We start from the raw sequence: 26327 nt of genomic DNA, 5'->3' as shown, positions 1-26327 counted from the left end.
TGAAACGCGCCCCTCGCAGCCGTCAACGCCATGATTTATATGCGAAATATCACGATTACGACAGCGAAATCAGCGACTTACTTGGAGAATGTGGGATTACCTAACTGCTCGGAGGGCTGCTTTTGCTCTATCATCCTGATCCAACAATTTTTATTGAGAATTCTGTAGAATACGGTGCGCTTGGAAAAGCGATGGTCTCTTTGTCGAATCTTGAATTTGCTCACGATGAGTTTGTGTTTGCGATGCACAAGACCGACCGTGATTTGTCTATTGGGCTCTCAAAAAAGTTTCCACGACACTTCAGGGAGAAAACGGATTTTTTGATTGATGCTGTGTTTAATGTTAGCAAGCTGCGTAGAATCCCATTTTTTGCGACCGGAGAGCTCAACCTCTTGTGGTTGCAATACCAGTTAGACGAAATCTACGAAGTTAGATCTATCATTGCTCATGGGTCGATATTCTTTTCAGAATCTACAGAAGATAGGATTACATGGAGGTTTGATCGTTATGTGCAAGGCCAAAAAAACACTTGGGCTCCTGAGGCGGTGAAAATCTCAAACGGATACCTTGCGAGTGTTCACTACTCGGCCTCGGCTATTAAGAACTACATTGTGCGCCTCACAATGTGCCTCGAGGATAGATCGTGCTGGGAGAAAGAGTACCAAGCAGACAAGGAAATCAGACAAAACCGAAAGCTCGTTGCAGAACTAGCTGCCGCCGGCGTTATCGTTGACAGCGACGGGTGGATTAGAGCATTTCCAGCGTTAAGCCCTATAGAGTAATTATCGAGGTTATTACAGAGAACTTGCACTGGTATTCTGGATGGGTGAATCTCCTGCGCATGTCCGTCAAGGAAGCGTATCAAGCCATGTTGTAAACTCCGATTAACCTGCAAAGCATACCTCTCATGTCCATGCATCCTTACGCCAAACCGGGCCGCATGACCTACCGGCCCTAAACCACCGTCACATCCAGCGTAACCTCTGCATTCAGCACCTTGCTGACCGGACAGCCCTTTTCGGCCTTGCGCGCCGCGTCCTCGATGACCGCGCGGTCGCCCTTGGCCGAAACCCTGGTGGTCAGATGCGCGGTCTTGATGGTGAAACCGCCATCCTCCTGATCCAGACCGATCTTCGACGTGGTTTCGATCACGACATCGGTCACGCCCACGCCGGCAAGGATATTTGACAATGCCATGCTGAAACAGGCGGCATGGGCCGCGCCGATCAGCTCTTCGGGATTGGTGCCGGGCGCGCCCTCGAAACGGGTCTTGAAGCCATAGGGCTGGTCCGAGAGCACCCCCGACTTGGTCGAAACGGTGCCCTTGCCATCCTTGAGCCCGCCTTCCCATCTGGCCGAACCGGAATTGACGATCATGGTCTGTCTCCTTCTGGGGTGAAATCACGGCTCAACGCCGATCCCCTTGTGCCGGTTCACGCGCGGGCCTATCCAAATCGCAAAACGACAGGGGAAGGGAATGCCGGTCTATGAACTGGCCGCGCTTGGCGCGGCCATCTGCTGGGCGGTCACCGGCATCCTGTCACAACCGGCGGCGCAGGCGCTGGGGCCCTTTGGCTTCAATCGCTTGCGACAGGGGATGGTCGCGGCGATGCTGGCCGGGATCGTCCTTGCCACCGGGCGCTGGCACGGCATCCATGGCGAGGATCTGGCGCGGTTGGCGCTTTCCGGCGTCATCGGCATCTTTCTGGGCGATACGCTGCTTTATGTGGCGCTGATCCGGCTGGGTCCGCGTCGTGCGGGGGCGCTTTTCGCGCTGAACGCGCCGATTGCGGCGGTCATGGGCTGGCTGTTTCTGGGCGAAAGCCTGTCGCCGCTGGCGGTGCTCGGGGTGGCGCTCTCGACCATGGGCGTCGCCATGGCGGTGCTGGGCCGCGCCGGCCGCTCGGGCGTCCACCGCTTCGAGGCGATAGAGGGCCCGGTCTGGATCGCCTCGGTCTATGGCTTGCTTGCGGCGACCGGACAGGCGCTTGGCTCATTGATCGCGCGACCGGTCATGGCCCAGGGCTTTGACCCCTATGCCGCCTCGCTGATCCGGGTCGCGGTGGCGGTGGCCTGTCTCACGATCCTGATGGCGCTGCCGATCCGGGTGCTCAAACCGCTCTCGCGGCTCAGCCCGCGCATCGTGGCGCTGAGCGCGCTTTCGGGGCTGATCGCCATGGTCATCGGCATGACGCTTTTGATGTTCGCGCTGCAAGGCGGCAAGGTGGGCATCGTCTCGACGCTTTCGGCGCTGTCGCCAGTGCTGATCCTGCCGGTGCTCTGGCTGGTGACGGGCGCGCGGCCCTCGGCCACCTCATGGGCCGGGGCGGTGATCGCCGTCGCGGGTATGGCGCTGATCTTTCTGCGCTAGACCTGCGGGTCCGCACGCCTTTCTCCTCATGCAAATATCCCCGGGGGCAGGCGGGCGATCCGGCGGATCGCCTGCCGGCGGGGGCAGGCAGCCCCCGCGTCGCTACGCGGATCCCGGGCCTCAGCCCAGCAGCCGCTCGGCCTCCTGAATGGCGAAACGGTCGGTCATGCCGGCGACATAATCCAGCACCACCCGCGCGTGCCCGGTCTCATCCCCCGCCTCTCCGGCGGCAAGGAACCAGTTTTCCGGCATCTTCGACGGATCGTTCAGAAACAGCGGGAACAACCCGTTCAGCATCTCGGTCACCCGCCTGCGCTCGACCACGACCGAGGGCGCGCGGTACATGCGCTGAAACAGAAACAGCTTGATCGCCTTGAGGTTCTGATAAAGCGGTTTGGAAAACCGGATGATCGGCCCGTCCATGTCGCGGATGTCCTGCGCCGATTGCGGCTGCAAGCTTGCCAAGCGGTTCTGCGCCACCGCGATCACGTCCTCGACCATGACGCCAAAGACCCGGCGCAGCGCCTCGTGCCGGCGCCGCATCGGATCAAGACCGGGATGCAGCCTGTCGACCTCGGCAAATGCCTCGCCGACCACCGGCAATCCGGCCAGATCCGCCTCGGAAAACAGCCCCGCGCGCAAGCCGTCATGCAGGTCGTGATGGTTATAGGCCACATCATCGGCGACGGCCGCGACCTGTGCCTCGGCGCTGGCATTGGTCGAAAGCTCAAGATCCCACTGCCGGTTCACCTCGGCCAGCGCATAGGGCAGGAGGCCGACAATCGGACCATTATGCTTGGCGATCCCCTCAAGGCTTTCCCATGTCAGGTTCAGCCCGTCGAAATCGGCATAGTGCCGTTCAAGCCGGGTGACGATGCGCAGGGCCTGCGCATTGTGGTCAAAACCGCCATAGGGCGCCATCAGTGCCGCCAGCGCGTCCTCGCCGGTATGGCCAAAGGGCGGATGCCCCAGATCATGCGCCAGCGCCACCGTCTCGGCCAGATCGGCGTTCAGCCCCAGCACGCCGGCAATGGTGCGCGCGACCTGCGCCACCTCGATCGTATGGGTCAGGCGGGTGCGGTAATAATCGCCCTCATGCTCGACAAAGACCTGGGTCTTGTGCTTGAGCCGCCGAAACGCCGATGCGTGGATGATGCGGTCGCGATCCCGCTGCCAGGGGCTGCGAAAGGTCGACATGCGTTCCGGCCAAAGCCGGCCACGGCTGTCCTCGGGGTGGCAGGCATAGGCGGCTGTCATTTGCTCTTGCATTCCTTGCGGCTGTCTCGGGCGAACCCTATATTCCACATTCGGGAACGAAAAGTGGAAAGCCCCATGAGCCTGGATTTGAACCTGCCCCCCAAGGTGACCGAGCGCGCCTTTGCCCGGCTGGCCGAAATCAATGCCGGCGGCCCGGCGCGCCCGCTGCGCGTGGCCGTCGCGGGCGGCGGCTGCTCTGGTTTTCAATACGACATCCGCCTGGACGATCCGGCCAAGGATGACCTGATCCTGCAAGGCGGCGGCCAAAGCGTCGTGGTCGATCCGGTCTCGCTGCCCTTTCTGGCCGGCGCCACCATCGACTTTTCCGATGAGCTGATCGGCGCGCGCTTCACCATCGACAATCCCAATGCCAGCTCGTCCTGCGGCTGCGGAACCTCCTTCTCGGTCTGATCCGCACGCGCTTCCGCTCTGGCATCCGGCCTCGGGCGCGGCTAGTCTCGGGCGTATGAAAATTGCGACCTTCAATATCAACGGCATCCGCGCCCGGATCGACACCCTGACCGGCTGGCTGGCCGAGGCCCAGCCCGATGTCGTCGTGCTGCAAGAAATCAAGACCCAGGATGAAAGCTTCCCGGCCGAGCCGATCGGGGATCTGGGCTACAATATCGAAACCCACGGCCAGAAAGGCTTCAACGGCGTCGCCATCCTCTCGAAACTGCCGCTCGAGGACCTGCGCCGTGGCCTGCCGGGCGACGATAGCGACGAACAGGCCCGCTGGATCGAGGCAACGGTGACCGGCCGGCGCAGCATCCGCGTGGCCGGGCTCTATCTGCCCAATGGCAATCCCCAGCCGGGTCCGAAATTCGACTACAAGCTGGCATGGATGAAACGCCTGCACGCTCGCGCCCGCGACTTTCTCGCCGATGAGATGCCGACGGTCATGCTGGGCGATTACAATGTCATCCCCGAACCCCGCGATGCCGCGCATCCCGACCGCTGGACCGAGGACGCGCTCTTTCAACCCGAAAGCCGCGCCGCGCTGCGCCGCATCGTCTTCGACGGCTGGACGGATGCCGTGCGCCTGCGCGATCCGAACGGCGCGCGCGGCCCCTTCACCTTCTGGGACTATCAGGCCGGCGCCTGGCAAAAGGATAACGGCATCCGCATCGACCACGCATTGTTGTCGCCCCAGGCCGCCGATCTGCTGATCGATCTCGGCATCGACCGCGACGAACGCGCCAAGGACAAGCCAAGCGATCACGTCCCGGTCTGGATCGACCTCGACGCCTGAACGGGCAGGGGCGCGCCTTCACGGCCCGCCCCCTTGTCTTTCATGTCGAAATATCCCGGGGGAATCCCGCAGGGATGGGGGCAGCGCCCCCGATACCCCTCGCCACGGGGTCAGTCCGGATCGTTCAGATCGCCATCGCCGCGAATTTCGTCATCATCGCCGAAACGCGCGTCATCGTCATATTCGTCCTCGCCCTCGCCGACATATTTCGACGACAGCGCGATGGAATGATTGTCGTGGATCGGGTCCATGACGATATCCGCGGGAATCTCTCCGGCCAGCCATTCGCGAATCTCGTCACGGGTCTCGTCGATCTCCTGACCGGAAACCTCGGCGATATAGGCGATGAAGGCGCGCTGATCGCCGTCGATCTCTTCCAGCTCGGCCTCGTCCGCCTCAGGCCATTTCTCGACGATGGCCTCGTAAAATGCGGGCCAGTTCTCACGGACATGAACCCATTTCATCAATAGCCTCCTGATCCTCCAAGCCCGCCCTGAACCATGCGCGACGAGGCGGTGATATCCTCACCCACCCCCGCGACGGTGTTGCATGCGGCCAGCGCCAGCAGCGCCATGAAAATTGCGATTCTGCTCAATCTCATTCACTTCCCTCCTGCCACCAGGTTTCCGGCATGAATCCGGGCCAGTCACCGTAAAGCGGCGTCTTTTCAGGATAATCCAGACTGGACCCATGGGCCAAGCGGGAAATCCGCGAATAGCTGACCGGGATGACGTAGCGTCCTGCGGTCAGGATCCGGTCCAGCGCCCTGACCGAGGCCCGATAATCCTCTTCGCTGCGGGCATGGCCCATCTCGGCGATCATCGCTTCGGCGGCGGGCGCGTTCATGCCCATCCAGTTCTTGGTGCCGGTGCGGGTGACCCCCTCATGACCCCAATAAAGCAGCTGTTCATTGCCGGGCGACAAGGACAGGCCGCGCTCATACCAGGTCATGTCGAACTGGTAATTGTTGGTGCGCTCGACATATTGCGCGGCGTCGAGCACCGTCACGCGCGGCTGAATGCCCAGATTGCGCAGCGATTCCACAAAGATATTCACGATCTGCCGGGTTTCGGCGCTGCTGCGCATGGCGCTGCCGGACTGGTTCAGCAGGATCTCGAAAACAAAGGGCTCGCCCTGACCATTGCGCAGCTCGCCGTTCTGCACCGTCCAGCCCGCCTCGCGCAGATGCGCAAGCGCCGCGCGGATGCCGTCGCGGTCGATGGCGCGCGCGCCGCCCGGCGGCAGGGTATAGCCCTCGAGCGTGCCGGGCGGCAGCTGGCCGGCAAAGGGCGCCAACAGCTCGGCCTCGCGCCCCGTGGCGGCGCCGGGCTGCATCGCCAGGTCCGAATTCGAGAAATAGCTGGTGATGCGCGGATCCTTGCCGCCCGACAGCGTCATATTGATGAACTGATAATTGAAGGCCTCGATCATCGCCTGCCGCACCCGCCAGTCGGCGAAAAGCGGATTGCGGGTGTTCATCACCAATCCCATGATCCCCGAGGGCCGCTGATGCGCGATTTCGGATTTCACCACCCGGCCATCACGGATCGCGGGAAAGTCGAAATCGCGGTCCCATCGGGCGGCGACCAGCTCGCGCCAGACGTCGATCTCGCCGGCCTTGAAGGCCTCGAACATGGCCGAGGCATCGCCGAAATAATCATAGCGGATTTCGTCGAAATTCCCCATGCCCCGGTTCACCGGCAGGTCGCGGCCCCAGTAATCGGGATTGCGGCGGAACACGATCTGGCGGCCGGGATCGACACGGTCGATGACATAGGGGCCCGATCCGATCGGCGCCATCAGGCTGGACTGGCTGAAATCCCGCCCCTCCCATTGCGCCTTTTTCAGGATCGGCCGCATGCCCATCAACAGCGCCAGTTCACGGTCGGCGGTGTTGAAGGTGAACCGGACCGAACGCGGGCCGGTCTGTTCCATCCGCTCGACCTTGGCCCAGACCGCGCCATAGCGCGGATGCCCCTTGGTCCCCAGCGTCTCATAGGACCACATCACGTCCTCGATGGTGACGGGTGTGCCGTCCGAAAACCGCGCCTCGGGGCGCAGCGTGAACTCGACCCAGCTGCGCTCGGGATCGGTCTCGACGCTTTCGGCCAGAAGCCCGTAAAGCGTGAACGGCTCGTCGATCGAGCGCGTCATCAGCGTTTCGGTCACAAAGCCCGGCTGGGTAAAGATCGGCCAGACCGGATTGCCCATCAGGATCCAGGGGTTGAGCGAATCGAATGTGCCCGTCTCGGCCAGACGAATCGTGCCGCCTTTCGGGGCCTCGGGATTGACATAGGGCAGATGCGAAAAACCCGGCTTCAGCGCAGGTTCTCCATACATTGCAATGGCATGCATGGGCTCGGCAAGGCTTGCCAGCGGCATGGATGCAACACACACGCATAACGCGAGTTGCCGCCAGATCGCGGATTCGTTAGCAAATCTGTAGAATCGCATGCTCGATTGCCCTGTTTTTCGGGTCACTGATCTTGTTGGTTGTCAGATTAGCCGTCTGTTCACCACGAGGCAAACTTACGCCTTGGACTCATGGGGGGAAAAGCGTATAGATAAGGCACTGCTCGATAGGTTTCTTGCCTGTATGAAACCTGCCTCATGACTTGCGCCCGCCTCGTGCGGGCGCTTTTTTATTGGGCGGATGCAGGATCTTGGAGGTCGCGCCGCAACCATGGCGCGCAAGTCCCGGCGCCGAGAATCGATCACGAAAAAATGTTTGGCTGCGATGCCGCAGCGCGCGCCCATGCCCGCGTGGCCTGTCCCGGCGGGGCCGGGGGTGCCCTTGTGGCGCCGGGGCTTTTTGCCCATGCTGCACCCGAAAACAGCAAACCCATTGCGGGAGGCAGAGATGTTCGAGAAATTTCTGGGCGGCAAGACGGCGGTGGTGACCGGGTCGAATTCCGGGATCGGTCTGGGGGTCGCGCATGAACTGGCGCGCGCCGGGGCCGATCTGGTGATCAACAGCTTCACCGACACGGCCGAGGATCACGCCCTGGCCGAAAGCCTTGCCCGCACGCATGGCGTGAAGGTCCGCTATATTCAGGCCGATATGTCCAAGGGCGATGAATGCCGTGCCCTGATCGAAAAGGCCGGCGCCTGCGATATTCTGGTGAACAATGCCGGCATTCAGCATGTCGCGCCGATCCCCGATTTCCCGGTCGAAAAATGGGACGCGATCATCGCCATCAACCTTAGCTCGGCCTTTCACACCTCGGCGGTGGCGCTGCCGATGATGCGCAAGGCGGGCTGGGGGCGGATCATCAACATCGCCTCGGCCCACGGCCTGACGGCAAGTCCCTTCAAGGCGGCCTATGTCGCGGCCAAGCATGGCGTGGTCGGCCTGACCAAGGTCACGGCGCTGGAAACCGCGCGCGAGGCGATCACCTGCAACGCGATCTGCCCCGGCTATGTGCTGACGCCCATCGTCGAAAAACAGATCCCCGATCAGATGAAGACCCATAACATGAGCCGCGAGGACGTGATCGCCAAGGTGATGTTGGAACGGCAACCCTCGGGCGAATTCGCGACCGTCGAACAGATGGGCGGCACGGCGGTGTTCCTGTGCTCGGCGGCGGCGGATCAGATCACCGGCACCACGATTTCCGTCGATGGCGGCTGGACCGCGCTCTGATCCGGGTTTCGGGCGAGGCGGTGGCCCATGACGGCGATGATGTCATCGTTTCGGGTCACCGGCTTTTCCGGGACGGGGTGGGTCTGATCCCGCATCGGCTTTTGCCGGATATGGGCGCAGACAAGTAAAACCGTACCCGGGCGAAAATCTGGCGGCGACATCCGCGCCGTGATGTGCCGCAGATTTCGCCGGCTTTGCCGGTGGGTCTGCGTCAAAGGCCGCCGGTCGCGCAGGTTCGCGTGCCGAGCCGCCGTCACGTCGTTTCGCCGGTCCCAAGATCACATATGGCCGAATTTCTGGCGCCTGCCTCATCTGGCGACTATTGCGCCCGGGCGGCCATGCAGATTGCTGGGAACCGGGCGATACAGCCGGCCCGCGCGAAGGGATTTCGGGCGGCGATAGCCTGCCCGCGATGCGGGCCACCTTAACATGATCCGTTTTGGCCACCGGTCCACCGTTCCGCCAATCCCCAAGGCAAGGCGGCCCGCCGCAAATCCCAGTCAACGGCACCATCCGACCACCGCCGGGATGGGGTATCTTCTGCATCGCCTCACGTTCTCGTGAAGGGGGCATCCGCTTTCGTAAGAGAGCCGCAAGCTTGCCGTCGTTTCTGGCTTTCAACGAAGGCAAGGAGCAGAGTGAAATGCAGGTGGAATTCCTGACCTGGCGCGATGCCGGCTGGCAGGCGGCCGCGTCGCTGATCGAGAGCCATTTCGCCCGGACCCATGGTGCGGCCATGACCGTGCCGGCGATCACCCTGGCCGTGGCCATGTCGCGCAGCGGCGCCATTCTGGGCGCGGCGGGGCTTCGGCTTGGGGCCGAAGGGTTCTTTTCGCAGACCTATCTCGACCGGCCCATCGCGGCCGAGCTGTCGGATCGCAGTGGCCGGGTCGTCCATGACGATGAGATTGTCGAAGTCGTGTCCATGGCCTGTCCAAGGCCGCTTGCGACCCTGCCGCTGATCCGGGCGATCACCGACGAGGGCAGGCGTCAGGGGCGGAGCTGGGGCTTGTTCACCGCGACCGGTCCGCTGATCGGGCTGTTGCGGCATGCGGGCGTGCCGTTGATGCTGCTATGCCCGGCGCGGCGGGAACGTCTGGCCGATGCGGCGGCATGGGGGCGCTATTACGACAGCGCGCCCTGGGTCTGTGCGGTGCATGAGGCGCCGACAAGCGCGCGGCTGCGGGTGCTGCCAGCGCGGGGCAGCGTTCCCGCCGGGGCGCGCCTGAAATGAGGGCGGTTTTCGACGCGTTGCGGGCCCATGCGCAGACCCGACCCGATGCGACCGCCATCCGTGAGGGAGAGCGGTCCATCACCTGGTCCGAACTGGCCGCTTCGGTGGCGCGGGCGTCCGCCGGCTTTGCCGCCGGTCCCCCGACCGTCGGCCTGCGGCTTTCGGGGATCGATTATGCGATCGCCGATCTGGGCGCGTGCCTTGCGGGGCGCCGTGTCGTGCCGGTGCCGGGTTTCTTTTCGGATGGCCAGATCGCGCATCTGATCGAGGATGCCGGGGCGCGGCTGATCACCACGCTGCCCGCGGGGGATCGGCCGATGGCTCTGGATTATGCCGGGGGCGCGAGCCGGGTGATCTATACTTCGGGCACGACCGGGCGGCCCAAGGGGGTCGTTCTGGGCGACCGCCAGATCGCGGCCTCGCTCGCCGGGCTGATGGCGGCGTTGCGTCCGCATCCGGGCGACCGCTATCTGTCGGTCCTGCCCCAGGCGCAGCTGCTGGAACAGGTCTGCGGTCTTTTCCTGCCGGTCCTTGCCGGCGCACCCACGATCATCAGCCGCGAGGGCGCGGCAAGCCTGTTTACCGGCGATGGGCGTGGCCTTGCCCTGGCCGCCGCCCGTTCAGAGGCGACGGTCACCGTTCTGGCGCCCCGGCAGCTGACGCTTTGGGTGGCGGAACTGCGGCGGGGCGCGCCCCTGCCCAAGAGCCTGCGTTATGTCGCGGTGGGCGGGGCGCCGGTCGCGCCCGCGCTTTTGGCCGAGGCCCGTGCCCTCGGCCTGCCGGTCGCCGAAGGATATGGCCTTTCCGAGGCATGTTCCGTGGTCGCGCTTACGCCGGCCGGGGCCTCGGCGGGTTCGGCCATGCAGGTTCTGGACGGTGTCGATCTGTGGATCGAGGACGGCGAAATCGTCGTGGACGGGCCGACCGTCATGCAGGCCTATCTGCACCGGAACGATCAGGTGGGGCCGTGGCGGACCGGGGATCTGGGCCGGATGAGGGATGGCCGCATAGAGGTGCTGGGGCGTCGCGATGCGATGATCCTGCGGCAATCGGGACGCAATATCGCGCCCGAATGGGTCGAGGCCGAGGCCCTGGCCGATCCGGCGATCCCGGCCGCCGCGTTGGTCCAGACCCCGGCGGATCAGCTGATCCTTGTCGCGGCGGCGCTGGCCGCGCCCGATATGGTCGGGCTGAGCGCGCGGCTTGCGGCCTTGCCCGCATATGCGCGGCCCGATCATCTGGCCATTGTCGATCCGCGTGCGCCGGGGCTGATCCGTGGATCGGGAACCGCCGATCGCCGGGTCGCGGCAGCATTGGCCGCCGCCGCCGCGCCCTCATGGATCGCGCTTTCTTATCCCGAACACGGGGAGGCCGTCGCATGAGCGCCAAGATCACCCTTATCACCGGCGCCGGATCGGGCATCGGCGCGGCCCTTGCTATCGAGGCCGACCGGCTGGGCCATCGCAGCATTCTGGTCGGTCGGCGCATCGAGGCGTTGCAGGCGACCGCCGACATGATGACCCGAGCGCCCGTGATCGTCCCGGCCGACCTGACCAGCCCCGCCGGCCGCGCCGCCGTCGTCGCGGCCGTGGCCGAAACCGGGCTGGATATCCTGATCAACAATGCCGGCATGGTCCCGTCGGGGCCGGTCGCGCAGACGGGCGACGACCAGATCGCAGCGGCCCTTGCGCTGAATGTCGCGGCGCCCGTGGCGTTGACGCGCGATCTCTTGCCCCATCTCGCCGCCGCGCGGGGGCAGGTGGTCAATATGGGCTCGGTCTTTGGCGATATCGGCTTTCCGTTCTTTGCGCTTTATTCGGCCACGAAATTCGCGCTGCGGGGCTATTCGGACGCGCTGCGCCGCGAATTGGCGCCGCAGGGGATCGCCGTCACCTATATCGCCCCGCGCGCGGCCCGAACCGGGGCCACCGATGGCTTTCATGCGCTGATCGGACCGATGGCGATGGCTTTGGACACGCCCGAGGCCGTCGCCCGTCACGCCTGGCGCGCCATTGCCGCGCGCAAGCGCGAACAGTTTCCCCCAAGCCGTGAACGCCTTTTCGTCGCGCTGCAACGCGTGGCGCCCCGGCTGATCGACAAGAACCTGATCAAGCTTGCCCGCGACCCGGCCGTCATTGCCGCCGCGCGCGCGCCCCGATCCTGAGAAGCGGAGTTTTTCTATGCATTACAATATCCTGCGTCAGCGCGATTTCGTCGCTGGCCTGAAAGATGACGGCCTGCGGATCCGCATCCGCGAGGATCTGGCTCGCGATGGCTGGACCCTGTTGCGGGGTTTTCAGCCCGATCTGGGCGGGTTCGCCGATCTGGTCAGCACGCTTTGCCGTCGGGTGACCTTTGACCCGGCCCGCAACAATGCCACCGACAAGACCCAGATGGTCGATGCGGGGCTTGGCCCGATCGGGCTGCATATCGAGAACGGCAATACGCCGCGCTGCCCCGATATCGTCTGTTTCTATGCCGAGCGCGCGGCATTCGAGGGGTCGCAGACCACGATCTGCGACGGGATGGCGGTCTGGGACGCCTTTGATGCCGCCCGCAAGGCCCGCTGGTCACAGAAGATGACGGTCGAACGCGACCTGCCCGAGGCGATCTGGAAGCGATATCTGGCCAATGAACATCCCGCCATCTCGCGCCCCGAAGAGGTGACGATGGCGCATGTGCTGCAATTCCAGCAGGCGGTGCCGGGGCAGGGGTTCGATCTGCATGATGACGGTTCGCTGACCTATCGGCTGGTGCTGGATCCGGTGCGCGGCTCGGTCTTTGGCGGCGCGCGGCGGGGGTTTGCGAATGCGGTGCTGGGCCCGTCGCACAACTATCAGCCGCCGCGCTATACGCTGGCCGATGGCGCGCCGGTGACCCCCGACGAGATCGAGGAGATCCGCGAGATCGCCGAGGAATTCACCCATGAAATCAATTGGCAGGACGGCGATATCGCCGTCCTGGACAATACCCGCGTCATGCATGGCCGGCGTGCCATCGCCGATGCGAACCGCAATCTTTTCATTGGCATGGGCCAGATCTGAGAAAGGAACCCCGATATGAAACGCCAATTCATCACCGCCGCGCTGGTCGCTCTGGGCGCCGTCACGACCTCGTTTGCCGCCTTTGCCGCGCCCTCGGACAGCGTGCCCGCCTCGGGGCGGCTGACGTTCGACGTGATCCGCAAGGGCAAGGATATCGGCGATTATACCGTGACCTTTCGGGGCAAGGGCGGCGATCTGGACGTCGATCTGCGCACCGATGTCAAGGTGAAGGTGCCGGTGATCGGTGTCAGCGCCTATACCTTCCGTCAGCAAAGCACCGAGACATGGCGCGGCGGCAAGCTGGCGGCGCTGAGTTCGAAAACCGACGATAACGGCACGCCGCACAGCATTTCGGTCGGCGCGACGCCGCTGATCCCGGCCAGCCTGTGGTCGGCGGATCTTCTTGCCGCGCGGCAGGTGCTGAACACGATCAATGGCGGCACCGACACGATTTCGGTGCGCAAGCTTGGCACCGAATCCGTCGCGACCGGCTCGGGTTCGGTCAAGGCCGCGCATTACGCGGTCAGCGGCGGCCTGAACCGCGAGCTTTGGTATGCCGATGGCAAACTGGTTCACGTTCGCTTCAAGGCCGATGACGGCTCGGTGATCGATTACGCCTTGCGCTGAGGCGCGCGGATGATCGGCGGCGTCATCCGGGGCATGGGCGTCCGGGCGATGCCGCCGTCCCTTTGAAGGAGGGGCCCGACGGCGGGGTGGCGCCGGTCCGCGATCCCATCCGCTCAACCCCAGGCATTTCCGCCCCCGGCCAAGATCGCCTGACCGGGAAAAAAGCTTGCTCGTTGAATGGATTCGGTCGAGTTTACCCCCAGCGGCAGGCCGGTTGGGGAATGTCAGAACAAGACCTTGGGATGGACGCACAGGCCGCCGTGATGGACCCAGCTGATGACGTTCGATACGACCGGATAGAGGTGCGGCCCCTGGATCGTCAGTTCGGGGCGCATCCGGCCCTTTCGATCCCGCCGGGTATGTCCGAGATCGTTTTCGGACGGGTGAACGGTTCCGACCCCGCGCCCCTGACCTATGCGCTTTTTGATGCGGCGCGGGTCGAGGGCCTGGCCGAACGGCTGGTCGCAGCCGCGATCCCCCATGACTGTCTGGTGCGTGGTCCTTCGCGCGACGAGTTTGGCGCGGTGTCGCCCTGGCTGGTAGAGTTGCGCGCGGATAGCCGGCTGTGCCGCGATCTGTTCACCGCGGGGGATGCCCGGTGGGAACTCTGGGGCCGGGAAGCCTATGTCCTGATGCGCTCGCATCACGAACTGGCCGGGCTGGTCGATCACCTGCGTCATTTTACCAAGCTCCGCGACAGCAAGGGTCAGTGGCATTTTTTTCGCTTTCAGGAGCCCTTGGTCATGCGCACCATCGTCATGGGCTTGCCCGATCACGCCCGGCGCAGCTTTCTGGCGCCGTTCCAGCGGGTGATCGTGCCGGATCGGTCCGATGTTCTGCACCTGTTTGACATCCGCTTAGATGGTGTCTCGGGCCGATGATTTCATATGAAGACGTCCTGAACAGCAGCGGCCTGCCGATATTCCTTGAGGAACGGCGGCGGCGTTATTTCGACAAGGCGGTCGATTTCTGCCGCGAACAGTTTCCCGGCCGGTTCGCGGCGGCAAGCGATGCCGATGCCTTGGCGCATGTTCGGGCGGCCTATGGAATCGGGAAATCCTTTGGCCTGCGCAGCGAACGCGATCATCTGAAACTGTTGATCGCGACCGTCCATTGGGGGCTTGGCCTTGCGACGGATCCACGCCTTGCCCAGCGTTTGGTTCAGGCGGGCTGGCTGGGACCCGATCTGTCGGCGCGCCAGCATGTCAAACCCTCGCAGCTGTTGCGCGCGGTCGATGACTGGCATGCCGAGATCCGCCCCGAGGGCCGTGCCTGGGCCGATGCGGCCGCGCAAACCGCCCGGATCGGGGCCTCTGGCCTGAGCGGGGCCGAGGTGCTCTATATGGCTGATGAGATCTGGCCCGCAGGCGTCCGGCAGATGCCGGCACAGGCCTGGGGGGCGTATGGCGCGGCGCTGGATGCCGACCGACAGCGATGGGCGCTGGATGGCGGCGAGTTCGTCCTGCATGCGCTGCTGGGGCTGCGGCTGGGATATCGATACCTGCTTGAACCGACGCTGTCCGGTTTCGCGGCGGTCTGGCAGGCCGATGGAACAAAGGCGCAAAGGTTCGACGGGTTTTTGCGGGCGGCGCTGGCCATGCCACCCCTGTTGCAGGACATGACATGACACAAGATCCCAACGATTCCGATGACGACGAGACGCCGCCGCAAGGCGTGACCCGCGCGGCCGAACGGGCGGCCGATGCACAAGGTTCCGCCAGTCCGGTCGAGGCCACGGAACAGGGCTGTCGCGGATGGATCGAACTGGACAGCCGGTACTGGCATGTCAACGACCTAGGCGTCAGCGTGACCATCGAGGTTCATCGCATCACCGCCGGCACCCCCGGACAGGCGGACGAGCAGACCGAACTGGTGGACACACATGTGCTGCATTATGCGCAAGAGGCCGGGTTTCGCATTGATCCGCCTTCGGCGCCGGCGGCCGCGCTGACCGATGGAAACTGCCGTATCCTTCTGGGCGGCGAGGCAGGTTATGAATCGGGCCATTCCTATCGGCTGAAACTGACGCCGCGCGACAACCCCGATAACGCAAAGAAATTCGTCATCCTGCCGGTGGCGATCACGGCGGGGGATGCCGGCAATGATGCGGCGCTGACCGGTGCCCAGGTGGGGCGGCGCGTCATCCCCGACCCCAACACCGGAGAGCGGCCGACCGCATCCCCCCTGCCGCTGACCGATACGGTCGACCAGTATCTGCGCCTTCACCAGGACCGCACGACCGGTGCCGCGCAATGGGCAAGCCGGGCCTTTCCCATGCCCTGCGCCGATGCGACCCAGCCCCATAAGGTCGAAATGCGCTGGATCCATTACTGCAACCCGCGCGAATTCATCTATGGGCATCTGCTGAACCTCGAGGGCGGCTTTGTCGACGATCCGGTCGACCGTGGCGGCGCCACCAATATGGGCATCACCATCGCGACCTGGCGGCTCTATTCGCAAGAGCTGTTCGGCATACCGGGCACGGTGGCCACATTGCGCAACATCACCGAGGAACAGGTCTATGAGATCACGCTGGCGGGTTACTGGCGGCGGTTCTGGTGCGACCGGATCAATCACTGTCCCTTGGCGATTCAATATCTGGATACCTGTTTCAATGGCGGTGGCGTGATCGTTCTTCAGCGCGCGATCAATGTCGTGGCGAATGCACAAGGCAAGCCGCATTGGCGAACCGGCGAAGATGGCGATATCGGGCAGGGGACGCTGCTTGCGGCCAACAGGATCATCGAATGCGGCCATGGCGCGGCGCTGTATATCGCCTATCGCGAACGCAGGATCGCGCGCTATCGTGCGATCGTTGCGAATGACCCAAGTCAGAGCCGCTTTCTGAGAGGATGGCTGAACCGTGCGAATGAATTCAATGAGTTTTAGAATTGCTGCTGCAAGCTGTCTGATCGCGCTTTGCGCTTTGGCCGCAAGCGCCGATGGCACCGAGGTCACCCGCTGGCAGGCCGACACCACCGACCCCGGACGCTTTTCCGGCACCGTGACGATCACCGGGGCGGGCGAGGAGATGACGCTGGGCTATTCCTTCGTCTATGACGCCCAGATCATCAGCATGAACGAGCCGGCCGCCGTGATGAAGCCGCTGGGAAATGACTGCTGGCGCGCCGATGTAAAGGGCGAATTCATGGCGGATATCGCCAAGACGATGGAGGTGGTGTTCTGCCAGCGCGGGGATCGGGCTTACTGGTCGCTGCTGGACACACGCGGCGGCGCGGCGCGGCTGCCGGCATGGGTGTCCTTCGCACGCCCGTAGAGCGCGAGGGGAGAGTGTGGTTTGACGTTGCGTTCTTTAGGCTTCGGTCCGCAAGGCAAGACGGACAAGGCGCTGCCCCGGATTGAGGGCGTCGTTCCCTATCGATTTTTCGCAGATCACCTGCCGAAGAATACCCCACATTTCAACAGGCTCACCCGATGATCGCGTTCGAAAATGGATCGGCGATGCTGGCCTTGTCGGCGCGGATCGCAAAGCGAATCGTTCGCAATAGGACCTCCCGGAATCGTCCTGCCCCGGAAATCACGAATGCCAACGGGCGTCTTTGTGCAAGGTCAGGGCCTATCTGTCACAGAGCGATCCGAAACCTTAGTGTTTTATATGTCAAGGGACGAATAGGTGCGATCTGCAGAGCAGGTTTTTCGGGGGCTGGGACAGCACGCAAAAAATACACCGCTCGATGGCCCAGAAGGCACGGAACATCCGTCAGGAATTTTCTAAGTAATGCACTGATTTATAGATAAAGTGGCAGCCCGTAGGGGAGTCGAACCCCTCTTTTCAGGTTGAAAACCTGACGTCCTAACCGATAGACGAACGGGCCACTATTTCCGTCCGCAGCGCTGTGCCCTGCGGCGTGGAGCGGTGTTTAGGCCAGCTGCCGGATCGCTGCAAGCACAAAAAACACCTTTCGAAAAAGTTTTTTGTGCGGTGTCCGGGGCGGGTTATTCGGCCGGTGCGGCATCGTCCAGACGCAGTCGCACACGCTCACGACCGCCCCATTGCGACAGCTCGAGCTTGCCCGCCAGATGGAACCTGCGGCCCTTGGCACCCAGAAGCGCGGGGCCAAGCGGACCCGACATTGCGCCCCAGGCCACGGCCTCGAGCACGGGGCTGCCGGGGCTGCGGAATCGCAGGCGCAGATGGCTGTCGCCCATGGCCCCGGCGCTGTCGATCAGCTGTCCGGCAAAGGCGAATCGCGGGGCAGGGGCCGCCTGGCCAAAGGGGCCGGCGCGTTCGAGCATCTGCATCAGCTCGATGGTCGCGCCGGCCGGATCCAGCAGGCCCGAGATGCGCAACTCGCCCGCGCCGCTGCGTGCGGCCATTTCGCGCGCCAACAGCTCGGCCAGGCGCGCCATCGCGGCTGGGATCTTGGCCGCCTCGACGGTCAGGCCGGCGGCCATGGCATGCCCGCCGCCCTTGAGCAGCAAGCCTTCGGCGGCAAGGCGCTGAACGGCGCGGCCCAGATCGACCCCGGGGACCGAGCGGGCCGAGCCCTTGCCGATACCCCCCTCGATCCCGATCACCACGGCGGGCAGGCCGGTGGCCTCTTTGACGCGGGCGGCGACGATGCCGACGACGCCGGGATGCCAGCCGTCGCCCGCGGCCCAGGCCAAAAGGGGCGCGCCGCGCGCCTCGACCTGGGCCAGGGCTTCCTCGCGGACGGCGGCCTCGATGGCGCGGCGATCGCGGTTCAGCTCGTCCAGTTCGGCGGCGTATTTCGCGGCCCGCGCGGCATCGGTGCAGGACAGGCATTGCGCACCAAGATCGGCGCGGCCGACGCGGCCGCCGGCATTGATGCGCGGCCCCAGCAGAAAGCCCAGATGAAAGGCGTTGGGCGCCGAATCGAGCCGCGCCACATCCGAAAGCGCGACCAGACCGGGCCGTTCGCGGCGGGCCATGATGGTCAGCCCCTGCCGGACAAAGGCGCGGTTGACGCCGATCAGGGGCGCCACATCGGCGACGGTGGCCAGCGCCACCAGATCCAGCAGCCCGATCAGGTCGGGCTGGCTGTGCCCCCCTTCGCGCAGGGTGCGATTGGCCTGAACCAGCGTCAGAAACACCACCCCCGCCGCGCAGAGATGGCCAAGGCTGCCATCCTCGTCGGCGCGGTTCGGGTTCACGACGGCCAGCGCCGGGGGCAGGGTTTCGCCCCCCTGATGGTGGTCGAGCACGATGACATCGCGCGGCGCGGCCGCAGCCAGCGCTTCATGGCTGAGCGTGCCGCAATCGACACAGATGATCAGATCGTGCCCTTCGGCCAGCGCGGCCATGGCCGGGGCGTTGGGGCCGTACCCTTCGTCGATGCGGTCGGGGATATATAGCGTCGCCTCATGCCCCTGTTGGCGCAGCCAGTCGATCAACAGCGCGGCCGAGGCGCCGCCATCCACATCGTAATCGGCGAAAATGGCGATGCGCTGGCGGCCAAGGGCGGCCTTGGCGATGCGCGCGGCGGCTTTGGCCATGTCGCGCAGGCTCAGCGGATCGGGCAAGAGATCGCGCAGCTTGGGATCCAGATAGCCCGGAGCCTCCTGGGCGGAAACGCCGCGCGCGGCCAGCACGCGGGCCACGGGCAGGGGCAGGCGGCTGTCCTGCGCGAGCGCCTCGGCCGTGCGTTCGAGCGTGGCATCGGGGCCGCGCCACAACCGGCCGGTCAGCGAGGATTCGACGGAAAGAAAAGCGGTCATGCGGTTTCATCCCGCATGACCGCCCTTAGCGCAAGCCTGTCCGGCCGGCCTGATGCTTACTTGATCGGGTTGCGATAGATCATCCGCCGCACCGATCCGGTCTTGGACCGCATGAGGATGGTTTCGGTCTGAAGGTAATGCGGCTCACGCTTGACGCCGGCCACGATCGAGCCGTTGGTGACGCCGGTCGCGGCAAAGATCACATCGGCGGTCACCAGCTCGTCGCGCGAATAGATGCGGTCCAGATCGGTGATGCCGGCCTTTTTGGCGCGGGCCTTTTCGTCGTCGTTGCGAAACAGAAGCCTGCCCCACATCTGCCCGCCCATGCATTTGAGCGCGCTGGCCGCCAGCACCCCCTCTGGCGCACCGCCCGAACCCATATACATGTCGATGCCGGTCATCTCGGCCTCGGCGCAATGGATGACGCCGGCGACGTCGCCATCGGTGATCAGACGGATGGCGGCCCCGGTCGCACGGATTTCGGCCACCAGGTCCTCATGCCGAGGGCGTTCCAGCACACAGACGGTGATATCGCCTTCCGTACAGCCCCGCGCCACGGCCAGCGCACGCACACGCTCGGACGGGCTCATTTCCAGGCTGACGACATCTTTGGGATAGCCCGGTCCGATGGCCAGCTTGTCCATATAGACGTCGGGCGCATGCAAAAGCGTACCGCGTGGCGCCATGGCGATGACGGTCAGGGCATTGGGCATGTCCTTGGCGGTCAGCGTGGTGCCCTCGAGCGGATCAAGCGCGATATCCACCTCGGGCCCGTCGCCGGATCCGACCTCTTCGCCGATATAGAGCATCGGCGCCTCGTCGCGCTCGCCCTCGCCGATGACGACGACGCCCTTGATGTCCAGAAGGTTCAGCTGTTCGCGCATGGCGTTGACCGCGGCCTGATCGGCGGCCTTTTCATCGCCGCGCCCGATCAGCCGGGCCGAGGCGTGGGCGGCGGCCTCGCTGACACGCGCGAGGCCCAGAGACAGCATCCGGTCGTTGAAATCCTTGGGCGTGCTCATGATCGAGATCCTTGTTCATTCGGGTTCGCCCGGCTTCTACGCGCGGGCCGGGACAGCGGCAAGACTGACGGCGCTAACGGCTTTCGCCGAGTTCCAGCGCAAGCGCATGGATGCGGGGCACGATATCGCCCAGCGTCTGATGCACCAGGCGGTGGCGGGCGACCCGGTTCATTCCTGTGAAGCGCGGGCTGTTCATGCGGATGCGGAAATGCGTCTCGCCGCCTTCGCGCCAACCGCCATGGCCGCGATGGCTTTCGCTTTCGTCGATGACCTCCAGCTGGCTCGGTATCAGTGCGGCCAGTTTCTCGCGCATTTCGTCGGCAATCATTCGCGTGCCCCCCTTTCATGTCCTGTGAAATAGCCTAAACTGCCTGTCCCGATCAGGACAAGGCAGGCAAATGAGCAACAGCGACCCGTTCGGATTCGACATCTCCGCGGCCTCGGATAAAAAACGCCGGGCCAAGGGCAGACGCGGTATGTCCGGCGCGTTCGAGACCTCGACGCGGCGCTGCGACAAAGAGGGCTGCAACCAGCCCGGCCAATACCGTGCGCCAAAGAATCCGCGCAACCTCGACGACTATTTCTGGTTCTGCAAGGACCATGTGCGCGAATATAACGCCAACTGGAACTATTTTCAGGGCCAGTCCGAGGCCGAGTTTCAGGAATTCCTCGACAATGCGACGGTCTGGGAACGCCCGACCAAACCCTTTGGCCGCAGCGCCAAGGAACAGAAATGGGCGCGGCACGGCATCGACGATCCGCTGGAAATCCTCGGTGCGAACGGCACCAATCCCGAATTGCGCACCCAGACCGCGCGCAAGCTACCCCCGACAGAGCGCAAGGCGCTTGAGATACTCGAGGCCCGGGATCATTGGACCAAGGCGGAAATCCGCAAGCAATACAAGTCCCTGGTCAAAGATCTTCATCCCGATATGAATGGCGGCGACCGCTCGGACGAGGACCGCCTGCAGGAGGTGGTCTGGGCCTGGGATCAGATCAAGGACAGCCGCAGCTTCAAGGAATGACGGCCGGGCCGGATGCAGCGCCCAGGGTCCGGGGGCTTTGCGCCCCCGCCGCCCATCGGCCTGTCGGCCGCCGGGCTCCTCCCGCAGGATATTTACGCATGAAAGAGGGCCGCAGCTGATCTGGTTGCGGCCCTCTTTCATGTCAAAATATCCTGGGGGAGCGCGGAACGCGCGGGGGCAAAGCCCCCATGCTGTCATCCGGTTTCAGGTATCAGATTTCGCGTTTCAGGGCTTCGGCCAGATCGGTGCGTTCCCAGGAGAAGCCGCCATCGGCTTCGGGCGCGCGGCCGAAATGGCCATAGGCGGCGGTCCTGCGATAGATCGGCCGGCAGAGGTCGAGATGCTCGCGAATGCCGCGGGGGGTCAGGTCCATCGCCCTCGATACGGCTTTTTCGATTTCGGCCTCTGAGACGGTTCCGGTGCCGAACGTGTCGGCATAGATCGACAGCGGTTTAGCCACGCCGATCGCATAGCTCAGCTGGATCACGCAGCGCCGCGCCAAGCCTGCGGCGACCACGTTCTTGGCCAGATAGCGCGCCGCATAGGCGGCCGAGCGGTCGACCTTGGTCGGATCCTTGCCCGAGAAAGCGCCGCCGCCATGGGCTGCCGCACCGCCATAGGTATCGACGATGATCTTGCGTCCGGTAAGGCCGGCATCGCCATCGGGACCGCCGATGACGAAGGTTCCGGTCGGGTTCACCCACCATTCGGTGTTTTCGGTCAGCCATCCCTGGGGCAGGACTTCGCGGATATAGGGCTCGACAATGGCGCGGATATCGTCCGAGGTCTGGCTTTCGTCATGATGCTGATGCGAGATGACGAGGCTCGTCACCTCGACCGGGCGGCCGTCCTCATAGCGCAGGCTCAGCTGCGATTTCGCATCCGGGCCCAGCGTCGGCTCGGCGCCGGATTTGCGCGCCTCGGCCAGGCGGCGCAGGATGGCGTGCGAATACTGGATCGGGGCAGGCATCAGTTCGGGGGTCTCGTCCACCGCATAGCCGAACATGATCCCCTGATCGCCGGCACCGTCGCGATCGACGCCCTGGCTGATATGGGCGGATTGTTCGTGCAGGTAATTGTGGACATGGCAGGTGTTCCAATGGAACTTTTCCTGTTCATAGCCGATGTCGCGGATCGTATCGCGTGCGATCTGGCTGATGCGGCCCATATATTCGCCAAGCTTGGCCTGGCTGGTCAACCCGATCTCGCCCCCGATGACGACCGTGCCGGTTGTGGCGAATGCCTCGCAGGCGACGCGGGCGGCCGGATCTTCGGCCAGCAATGCGTCGAGGACGGCATCCGAAATCTGGTCGCACAACTTGTCTGGATGTCCCTCGGACACGGATTCCGAGGTGAACACGTAGTTTTGTCTGCTCATGAGGGTGCTCCGTTGAGATCAAGCCGTCACGCCAGGAAGCCGTTGTGACGACCAACCCGCGATAGAGGACCATCGCCTGACAGTCAACTGCGACGTCGCGCCGCAAGAATCAGCCCCAATGCGGCCAGTGCCAGCGCCGGCCAGTCGCCCCAGCGCGACCATGGTGTCGGCGGCAATGCCCCCGGCAGGCGGGCGTCGATCCGCCCCGCCAGATTCAGCCCCAGCGTGGCGCGCAGCTGGCCGCGCGCATCGATCACCGCCGAGACGCCGGTATTGGCCGCCCGCATCAGCGGAAGCCCGGTTTCCACCGCGCGCAACCTTGCCTGTGCCAGATGCTGCCAGGGACCGGAGAGGTTGCCGAACCACGCATCATTCGTCACCTGCAACAGCCAGCTAGGGCGGTCCCCGGAACCCAAGAGGTGGCGCGCAAAGATCGCCTCGTAACAGATCAGCGGCTGCACCGGCGGCAGGGCGCCGAAGCGGATAGCGGCGGGGCCGGTTCCGGGCGAATAGCCAAAGCCCTGTTGCGCGGCAAAGGCGCGCACGCCGAAACGCGCCATCAGATCGCCCCAAGGCGTATATTCGCCAAAGGGCACCAGATGGAACTTGTCATAGACCGGGCCGATGCCTTGCGCCGAAAATTCGGTCAGGCTGTTGAAATAGCGTGTGCCCTGCGACCGCTGAATGCCAAGGATGACGGGCGCGCCGGCATAGTCGGCGATGTCTTCGGGGGCCGATCCAGCACGGTCGAGCAGGAAATTCACCGCCGTTTCCGGCCAGATGATCGCATCCGGTGCCGGGCGATCCGGGTCGCGGGCGGCAGAGATATCCAGAAGCCGGCGAAAGAAGACCTCGGACCAATAGGGATCCCATTTCAGCGCCTGCGTGGCATTGGGTTGTACCAGCCGCAGCGTCAGCGCCGTATCGGCGGGAAGCGGTCGCGCCAGTCGTGCCAGGCCGGCGCTGAAGGCGGTGCCGATGACAAGGGCGGCGAGGATCGCGCCGGGCAGGGCGCCGCGCAGCTGTCGTGGCCCGCCGCGCCAGAAAGCCAGCGGCAGCGCGGCGGTCAGCATCGTCAGGCCCGAAAGCCCGATCGCGCCCAGCACCGCCGCCAATTGCGCGGCCGGCGTATCGATCCAGATATGTCCGCTCAGCGCCCAGGGCAAGCCGGTGAAAATCCAGCCGCGCAGCCAGTCCGAGATCACCATCAGCGCCGCGAAGACCAGCCCCTGACGCGGGAAACCGGGCAGCAACCGCGCCGCGATCCAGGCGGGCACGGTCCAGAACAGAGCCCCGCCCGCCGCCATCAGCACCAGCGCAAAGGGCGCCATCCAGCCATAGGTTTCAGGCTCGACCAGAAACGGTTCGACGATCCAGGACATGGCCAGCGCGAAATGCCCCAGCCCTGCCGCGAAACCATGCCATGCCGCCATCCGCGCCGGGCCGGCGGTTCCAATCCGCCAGCAGAGCACCGCAAGCGCCGGAATGGCCAGACACCAAAGCCCCCAAGGCGCCTGTCCAAGCGCCGCGACCGCCCCGGCGGCCGCCGACAGCGCAAGCGCGCCCAAGGGCGGGCGGCCCGGCTGTGCGGGGACCGTTATCGGGGCCATTCCCGAAAGCTCAGCCTTCGGCGGCCGTCTTGTCGGCCGGCGTCGGGGTGATCGGCGTGGTCGCCGGGTCAGAATCGGCCGAGGCCTCGGCGGTCTTAGCCTTGGTCTTGCGCGGGGCGCGCGGTTTGGCGGGCGCCTTGCGCTTGGGCTTTTCGGCCGGTGCCGCCGGGGCCTCTGCCTCTGCCTCGGGCGCGGCCTCAGCCGTTGCCTCGGTCGCAGCCTGGGCGGCCTCGGCGGCCTTGGCCTTGCTGGTGCGGGGTTTGCGCTTGCGGGCCGGTTTTTCCGCGACGGGTTCGATGGTCGCTTCGGGCTCGGCCGGGGCGGAGGGTGCCGGTTGCGTGGCCTCGGGTTCCGTTGCCGTTGCCTCGGTCACGGACTGGGCTTCGGGTTGGGCCTCGGCGGCGGGCTGGGCCTCGGCCGGGGCGGCCGATTTTGGCGTGCGCTTTCTGCGCGCCGGCTTTTCGCGCGCCGGCTTTTCACGGGCGGGCTTTTCGGCCTCGGTCCGGGCTGCGGGCGCATCGGTGATGTCCGCCGTGACCGCGATCTCGGGCGCCTCGTCGGCCGGGGCGGCCTCGGGCTTGATCGCATTGGTTTCTTCAAGCGCGGCAAGGAAGCTGCGGGTCATGAATTCGGGCAGATGATCGCCCATGCCCATCACCGAATGACGGTCGCCCCGGCGGTCGTCGCGCCGATCCTCGCGGCGGTCGTCCCGGCGGGGTTCGCGCCGATCCTCACGCCGTTCCTCGCGGCGATCTTCACGCCTGTCGTCGCGGCGGTCGCGCCGCTCTTCGCGGTCGCGGGGACGCTCGGCCTGTTCGGGACGGGGATCGGGCTTCGGAGCCTCGGGCTGGGGCCGGGTCTCGGCCTCGTTGCGGCGACCGCGCGGGCCGCGATCCCGCCGGCCGCCATCGCGGGGCTGACGGGGCGCGTCCTGTGCCGCGGCCGAAAGCGCAAAGCCTTCGGGCAGGGCGGCGCGGGGCAGGGTCTGTTTCACCAGCGTTTCGATGGCGGTCAGATATTTCTCGTCCGCAGGCGTCCCGATCGAGATCGCCGTGCCCTGACGCCCGGCGCGGCCGGTGCGGCCGATGCGGTGGACGTAATCTTCGGCGTGAGAGGGCAGGTCGAAGTTGAAGACATGGCTGACGGCCGGAATGTCCAGACCGCGCGCCGCCACATCGGACGCAACCAGAAGGCGCAGCGTCCCTTCGCGGAAGCCGTCCAGCGTCGCCATGCGATGGCGCTGATCCAGATCGCCATGGATGGGGGCGGCGTCAAAACCATGCGCTTTCAGCGACTTGGCGACGATATCCACATCGGTCTTGCGGTTGCAGAAGATGATGGCGTTTTTCAGACCCTCGCCCTCAGCGCGGATCAGGGCGCGCAGCAATTCGCGTTTCTGCTTGGCGGACTGGTCGCGGCGGGTGGGGGTGATTTCGACCAGCTTCTGGGTGATGGTCTCGCTGGTGGTGGCCTGGCGCGCGACCTCGATGCGTTCCGGGCTGTGCAGGAAGGTATCGGTGATGCGTTCGATTTCCGGGGCCATGGTGGCGCTGAAGAACAGCGTCTGGCGAGTAAAGGGCGTCAGCTGGAAGATGCGTTCGATATCGGGGATGAACCCCATGTCGAGCATGCGGTCCGCCTCATCGACGACCATGATCTGGACGCCGGTCAGCAGAAGCTTGCCGCGTTCGAAATGGTCGAGCAGCCGGCCCGGCGTGGCGATCAGCACGTCGACGCCGCGGTCGATCAGCTTGTCCTGTTCGCCAAAGCTGACGCCGCCGATCAGCAGCGCCTTGGTCAGGCGGGTGTGCTTGGCATAGATGTCGAAATTCTCGGCCACCTGGGCGGCCAGTTCGCGCGTCGGGCACAGGACCAGCGAACGCGGCATGCGCGCCCGCGCCCGGCCACGACCCAGAAGCGTGATCATCGGCAATGTGAAGCTTGCAGTCTTGCCGGTGCCGGTCTGGGCGATGCCCAGAACGTCGCGGCCTTCCAGCGCCGGGGGAATCGCACCCGCCTGGATCGGGGTCGGGGTCTCATAGCCCGCCTCGGTGACGGCTTTGAGAACCTTTGCATCAAGCTTCAGATCGGAAAATTTGGTCATTCGGGGCTTTCGTATTCTGGGCGCGGAACAGGCCCGCGCCATTCTTGCGTCCATCGCCGC

General features: G+C 64.8%; 26 protein-coding genes, 1 tRNA gene and 1 riboswitch. Of the genes, 15 read left to right on the top strand and 12 right to left on the bottom strand.

The features are described from left to right. The first annotated feature begins 122 nt into the window (after nt 1-122). On the top strand, nt 123-782 hold the full coding sequence (locus ACFOMH_RS14285; RefSeq protein ID WP_377745264.1) for a hypothetical protein: 660 nt from the start codon (nt 123-125) through the stop codon (nt 780-782). Nucleotides 783-954: 172 nt separating this feature from the next. Here the strand turns inward: ACFOMH_RS14285 and ACFOMH_RS14280 are convergent, their stop codons facing one another. Continuing rightward, nucleotides 955-1377, bottom strand: coding sequence for an OsmC family protein (locus ACFOMH_RS14280; protein WP_377745262.1), 423 nt, complete (start codon nt 1375-1377; stop codon nt 955-957). A gap of 100 nt (nt 1378-1477) precedes the next feature. On the opposite strand from ACFOMH_RS14280, the gene ACFOMH_RS14275 reads away from it, so the two are divergent. Further along, nucleotides 1478-2371, top strand: coding sequence for a DMT family transporter (locus ACFOMH_RS14275; protein ID WP_377745260.1), 894 nt, complete (start codon nt 1478-1480; stop codon nt 2369-2371). A gap of 120 nt (nt 2372-2491) precedes the next feature. Here the strand turns inward: ACFOMH_RS14275 and ACFOMH_RS14270 are convergent, their stop codons facing one another. Next, entirely contained in the window at nt 2492-3628 is a 1137-nt protein-coding gene (locus ACFOMH_RS14270; protein ID WP_377745258.1) for a deoxyguanosinetriphosphate triphosphohydrolase, read from the bottom strand. Nucleotides 3629-3703: 75 nt separating this feature from the next. Between ACFOMH_RS14270 and ACFOMH_RS14265 the strand changes: the two genes are divergently transcribed. Together ACFOMH_RS14265 and xth are read left to right on the top strand one after the other, a co-directional pair. After that, nucleotides 3704-4039, top strand: a complete 336-nt coding sequence (locus ACFOMH_RS14265; RefSeq protein ID WP_374421756.1) for a HesB/IscA family protein — start codon at nt 3704-3706, stop codon at nt 4037-4039. 55 nt (nt 4040-4094) lie between these two features. After that, entirely contained in the window at nt 4095-4880 is a 786-nt protein-coding gene (xth, locus tag ACFOMH_RS14260) for an exodeoxyribonuclease III (RefSeq protein WP_374421757.1), read from the top strand. 110 nt (nt 4881-4990) lie between these two features. Here xth and ACFOMH_RS14255 read toward each other — a convergent pair whose 3' ends face one another. Genes ACFOMH_RS14255 through ACFOMH_RS14245 form a run of 3 tightly spaced genes read right to left on the bottom strand, consistent with a single transcriptional unit; the run spans nt 4991 to nt 7334 of the window. After that, nucleotides 4991-5344 carry a hypothetical protein gene (locus tag ACFOMH_RS14255; protein ID WP_374421758.1) on the bottom strand — a complete coding sequence of 118 codons (354 nt, stop codon included), beginning with the start codon at nt 5342-5344 and terminating at the stop codon, nt 4991-4993. Beyond that, nucleotides 5344-5481 (bottom strand): hypothetical protein, encoded by a 138-nt coding sequence (locus tag ACFOMH_RS14250; protein ID WP_377745255.1) that lies wholly within the window; start codon nt 5479-5481, stop codon nt 5344-5346. Before ACFOMH_RS14250 ends, ACFOMH_RS14255 begins: the two co-directional genes overlap by 1 nt. After that, nucleotides 5478-7334, bottom strand: coding sequence for an extracellular solute-binding protein (locus tag ACFOMH_RS14245; RefSeq protein WP_377745253.1), 1857 nt, complete (start codon nt 7332-7334; stop codon nt 5478-5480). Before ACFOMH_RS14245 ends, ACFOMH_RS14250 begins: the two co-directional genes overlap by 4 nt. A 406-nt stretch (nt 7335-7740) precedes the next feature. Here ACFOMH_RS14245 and ACFOMH_RS14240 point away from each other — a divergent pair, with 406 nt between their 5' ends. The 10 genes from ACFOMH_RS14240 to ACFOMH_RS14195 all read left to right on the top strand — a co-directional run bounded on the left by ACFOMH_RS14240 (nt 7741) and on the right by ACFOMH_RS14195 (nt 16705). Beyond that, nucleotides 7741-8523 carry a 3-hydroxybutyrate dehydrogenase gene (locus ACFOMH_RS14240; RefSeq protein ID WP_374421761.1) on the top strand — a complete coding sequence of 261 codons (783 nt, stop codon included), beginning with the start codon at nt 7741-7743 and terminating at the stop codon, nt 8521-8523. Between the two features lie 643 nt (nt 8524-9166). Continuing rightward, the gene (locus ACFOMH_RS14235) at nt 9167-9757 is read left to right on the top strand and encodes a thermostable hemolysin (RefSeq protein ID WP_377745251.1); all 591 of its coding nucleotides are present in this window, start codon (nt 9167-9169) and stop codon (nt 9755-9757) included. Beyond that, entirely contained in the window at nt 9754-11139 is a 1386-nt protein-coding gene (locus tag ACFOMH_RS14230; protein ID WP_377745250.1) for a class I adenylate-forming enzyme family protein, read from the top strand. Before ACFOMH_RS14235 ends, ACFOMH_RS14230 begins: the two co-directional genes overlap by 4 nt. Then, entirely contained in the window at nt 11136-11921 is a 786-nt protein-coding gene (locus ACFOMH_RS14225; protein WP_377745248.1) for an SDR family NAD(P)-dependent oxidoreductase, read from the top strand. Before ACFOMH_RS14230 ends, ACFOMH_RS14225 begins: the two co-directional genes overlap by 4 nt. A gap of 16 nt (nt 11922-11937) precedes the next feature. After that, nucleotides 11938-12801: a TauD/TfdA family dioxygenase gene (locus tag ACFOMH_RS14220; protein WP_377745246.1), complete on the top strand. Its 864-nt coding sequence runs from the start codon at nt 11938-11940 to the stop codon at nt 12799-12801. 15 nt (nt 12802-12816) lie between these two features. Further along, complete coding sequence (locus tag ACFOMH_RS14215; RefSeq protein WP_377745243.1) at nt 12817-13428, top strand: DUF6134 family protein; 612 nt, start codon at nt 12817-12819, stop codon at nt 13426-13428. 242 nt (nt 13429-13670) lie between these two features. After that, entirely contained in the window at nt 13671-14309 is a 639-nt protein-coding gene (locus ACFOMH_RS14210; RefSeq protein ID WP_377745241.1) for a DUF4123 domain-containing protein, read from the top strand. After that, the gene (locus tag ACFOMH_RS14205; RefSeq protein WP_377745239.1) at nt 14306-15055 is read left to right on the top strand and encodes a hypothetical protein; all 750 of its coding nucleotides are present in this window, start codon (nt 14306-14308) and stop codon (nt 15053-15055) included. The genes ACFOMH_RS14210 and ACFOMH_RS14205 overlap by 4 nt, the downstream gene beginning before the upstream one ends. Beyond that, nucleotides 15052-16317, top strand: coding sequence for a glycoside hydrolase family 108 protein (locus ACFOMH_RS14200; RefSeq protein WP_377745237.1), 1266 nt, complete (start codon nt 15052-15054; stop codon nt 16315-16317). Before ACFOMH_RS14205 ends, ACFOMH_RS14200 begins: the two co-directional genes overlap by 4 nt. Next, nucleotides 16307-16705, top strand: coding sequence for a hypothetical protein (locus tag ACFOMH_RS14195; RefSeq protein WP_377745235.1), 399 nt, complete (start codon nt 16307-16309; stop codon nt 16703-16705). Before ACFOMH_RS14200 ends, ACFOMH_RS14195 begins: the two co-directional genes overlap by 11 nt. Before the next feature lie 484 nt (nt 16706-17189). Here the strand turns inward: ACFOMH_RS14195 and ACFOMH_RS14190 are convergent. From ACFOMH_RS14190 to ACFOMH_RS14175, 4 genes are all read right to left on the bottom strand, one after another. Beyond that, a tRNA-Glu gene (locus tag ACFOMH_RS14190) sits at nt 17190-17264 on the bottom strand. 121 nt (nt 17265-17385) lie between these two features. Continuing rightward, nucleotides 17386-19128 (bottom strand): single-stranded-DNA-specific exonuclease RecJ, encoded by a 1743-nt coding sequence (gene recJ / locus ACFOMH_RS14185; RefSeq protein WP_377745233.1) that lies wholly within the window; start codon nt 19126-19128, stop codon nt 17386-17388. Between the two features lie 56 nt (nt 19129-19184). Continuing rightward, the gene (glpX, locus tag ACFOMH_RS14180) at nt 19185-20150 is read right to left on the bottom strand and encodes a class II fructose-bisphosphatase (RefSeq protein ID WP_377745231.1); all 966 of its coding nucleotides are present in this window, start codon (nt 20148-20150) and stop codon (nt 19185-19187) included. Nucleotides 20151-20223: 73 nt separating this feature from the next. Next, nucleotides 20224-20478, bottom strand: a complete 255-nt coding sequence (locus tag ACFOMH_RS14175; protein ID WP_374421779.1) for a BolA family protein — start codon at nt 20476-20478, stop codon at nt 20224-20226. A 70-nt stretch (nt 20479-20548) separates the two neighbouring features. Between ACFOMH_RS14175 and ACFOMH_RS14170 the strand changes: the two genes are divergently transcribed. Continuing rightward, nucleotides 20549-21175 (top strand): DnaJ domain-containing protein, encoded by a 627-nt coding sequence (locus tag ACFOMH_RS14170; RefSeq protein WP_374421781.1) that lies wholly within the window; start codon nt 20549-20551, stop codon nt 21173-21175. Between the two features lie 211 nt (nt 21176-21386). On the opposite strand, the gene metK is transcribed toward ACFOMH_RS14170, so the two are convergent. The 3 genes from metK to ACFOMH_RS14155 form a co-directional block, all read right to left on the bottom strand. Beyond that, the gene (gene metK, locus ACFOMH_RS14165; protein ID WP_374421783.1) at nt 21387-22553 is read right to left on the bottom strand and encodes a methionine adenosyltransferase; all 1167 of its coding nucleotides are present in this window, start codon (nt 22551-22553) and stop codon (nt 21387-21389) included. A 5-nt stretch (nt 22554-22558) separates the two neighbouring features. Then, nucleotides 22559-22607: riboswitch (SAM-SAH riboswitch) on the bottom strand. Between the two features lie 29 nt (nt 22608-22636). Further along, nucleotides 22637-24163 carry an apolipoprotein N-acyltransferase gene (gene lnt, locus ACFOMH_RS14160; RefSeq protein WP_377745227.1) on the bottom strand — a complete coding sequence of 509 codons (1527 nt, stop codon included), beginning with the start codon at nt 24161-24163 and terminating at the stop codon, nt 22637-22639. A gap of 10 nt (nt 24164-24173) precedes the next feature. Continuing rightward, nucleotides 24174-26267: a DEAD/DEAH box helicase gene (locus ACFOMH_RS14155; protein ID WP_377745225.1), complete on the bottom strand. Its 2094-nt coding sequence runs from the start codon at nt 26265-26267 to the stop codon at nt 24174-24176. Nucleotides 26268-26327 lie beyond the last annotated feature (60 nt).

It is taken from the genome of Paracoccus mangrovi (assembly GCF_042648425.1).
Taxonomy (GTDB): domain Bacteria; phylum Pseudomonadota; class Alphaproteobacteria; order Rhodobacterales; family Rhodobacteraceae; genus Paracoccus; species Paracoccus mangrovi.
The sequence above is the reverse complement of the archived record's forward strand: the minus strand, read 5'-3'. Positions and strand labels throughout refer to the sequence as shown.

Excerpts from the sequence above, each read along its gene's own strand:
- ACFOMH_RS14280 (WP_377745262.1), bottom strand. The coding sequence starts at position 1,377 with ATGATCGTCAATTCCGGTTCGGCCAGATGGGAAGGCGGGCTCAAGGAT.
- ACFOMH_RS14275 (WP_377745260.1), top strand. The coding sequence starts at position 1,478 with ATGCCGGTCTATGAACTGGCCGCGCTTGGCGCGGCCATCTGCTGGGCG.
- ACFOMH_RS14270 (WP_377745258.1), bottom strand. The coding sequence starts at position 3,628 with ATGACAGCCGCCTATGCCTGCCACCCCGAGGACAGCCGTGGCCGGCTT.
- ACFOMH_RS14265 (WP_374421756.1), top strand. The coding sequence starts at position 3,704 with ATGAGCCTGGATTTGAACCTGCCCCCCAAGGTGACCGAGCGCGCCTTT.
- xth (WP_374421757.1), top strand. The coding sequence starts at position 4,095 with ATGAAAATTGCGACCTTCAATATCAACGGCATCCGCGCCCGGATCGAC.
- ACFOMH_RS14255 (WP_374421758.1), bottom strand. The coding sequence starts at position 5,344 with ATGAAATGGGTTCATGTCCGTGAGAACTGGCCCGCATTTTACGAGGCC.
- ACFOMH_RS14250 (WP_377745255.1), bottom strand. The coding sequence starts at position 5,481 with ATGAGATTGAGCAGAATCGCAATTTTCATGGCGCTGCTGGCGCTGGCC.
- ACFOMH_RS14245 (WP_377745253.1), bottom strand. The coding sequence starts at position 7,334 with ATGCGATTCTACAGATTTGCTAACGAATCCGCGATCTGGCGGCAACTC.
- ACFOMH_RS14240 (WP_374421761.1), top strand. The coding sequence starts at position 7,741 with ATGTTCGAGAAATTTCTGGGCGGCAAGACGGCGGTGGTGACCGGGTCG.
- ACFOMH_RS14235 (WP_377745251.1), top strand. The coding sequence starts at position 9,167 with ATGCAGGTGGAATTCCTGACCTGGCGCGATGCCGGCTGGCAGGCGGCC.
- ACFOMH_RS14230 (WP_377745250.1), top strand. The coding sequence starts at position 9,754 with ATGAGGGCGGTTTTCGACGCGTTGCGGGCCCATGCGCAGACCCGACCC.
- ACFOMH_RS14225 (WP_377745248.1), top strand. The coding sequence starts at position 11,136 with ATGAGCGCCAAGATCACCCTTATCACCGGCGCCGGATCGGGCATCGGC.
- ACFOMH_RS14220 (WP_377745246.1), top strand. The coding sequence starts at position 11,938 with ATGCATTACAATATCCTGCGTCAGCGCGATTTCGTCGCTGGCCTGAAA.
- ACFOMH_RS14215 (WP_377745243.1), top strand. The coding sequence starts at position 12,817 with ATGAAACGCCAATTCATCACCGCCGCGCTGGTCGCTCTGGGCGCCGTC.
- ACFOMH_RS14210 (WP_377745241.1), top strand. The coding sequence starts at position 13,671 with ATGGACGCACAGGCCGCCGTGATGGACCCAGCTGATGACGTTCGATAC.
- ACFOMH_RS14205 (WP_377745239.1), top strand. The coding sequence starts at position 14,306 with ATGATTTCATATGAAGACGTCCTGAACAGCAGCGGCCTGCCGATATTC.
- ACFOMH_RS14200 (WP_377745237.1), top strand. The coding sequence starts at position 15,052 with ATGACACAAGATCCCAACGATTCCGATGACGACGAGACGCCGCCGCAA.
- ACFOMH_RS14195 (WP_377745235.1), top strand. The coding sequence starts at position 16,307 with ATGAGTTTTAGAATTGCTGCTGCAAGCTGTCTGATCGCGCTTTGCGCT.
- recJ (WP_377745233.1), bottom strand. The coding sequence starts at position 19,128 with ATGACCGCTTTTCTTTCCGTCGAATCCTCGCTGACCGGCCGGTTGTGG.
- glpX (WP_377745231.1), bottom strand. The coding sequence starts at position 20,150 with ATGAGCACGCCCAAGGATTTCAACGACCGGATGCTGTCTCTGGGCCTC.
- ACFOMH_RS14175 (WP_374421779.1), bottom strand. The coding sequence starts at position 20,478 with ATGATTGCCGACGAAATGCGCGAGAAACTGGCCGCACTGATACCGAGC.
- ACFOMH_RS14170 (WP_374421781.1), top strand. The coding sequence starts at position 20,549 with ATGAGCAACAGCGACCCGTTCGGATTCGACATCTCCGCGGCCTCGGAT.
- metK (WP_374421783.1), bottom strand. The coding sequence starts at position 22,553 with ATGAGCAGACAAAACTACGTGTTCACCTCGGAATCCGTGTCCGAGGGA.
- lnt (WP_377745227.1), bottom strand. The coding sequence starts at position 24,163 with ATGGCCCCGATAACGGTCCCCGCACAGCCGGGCCGCCCGCCCTTGGGC.
- ACFOMH_RS14155 (WP_377745225.1), bottom strand. The coding sequence starts at position 26,267 with ATGACCAAATTTTCCGATCTGAAGCTTGATGCAAAGGTTCTCAAAGCC.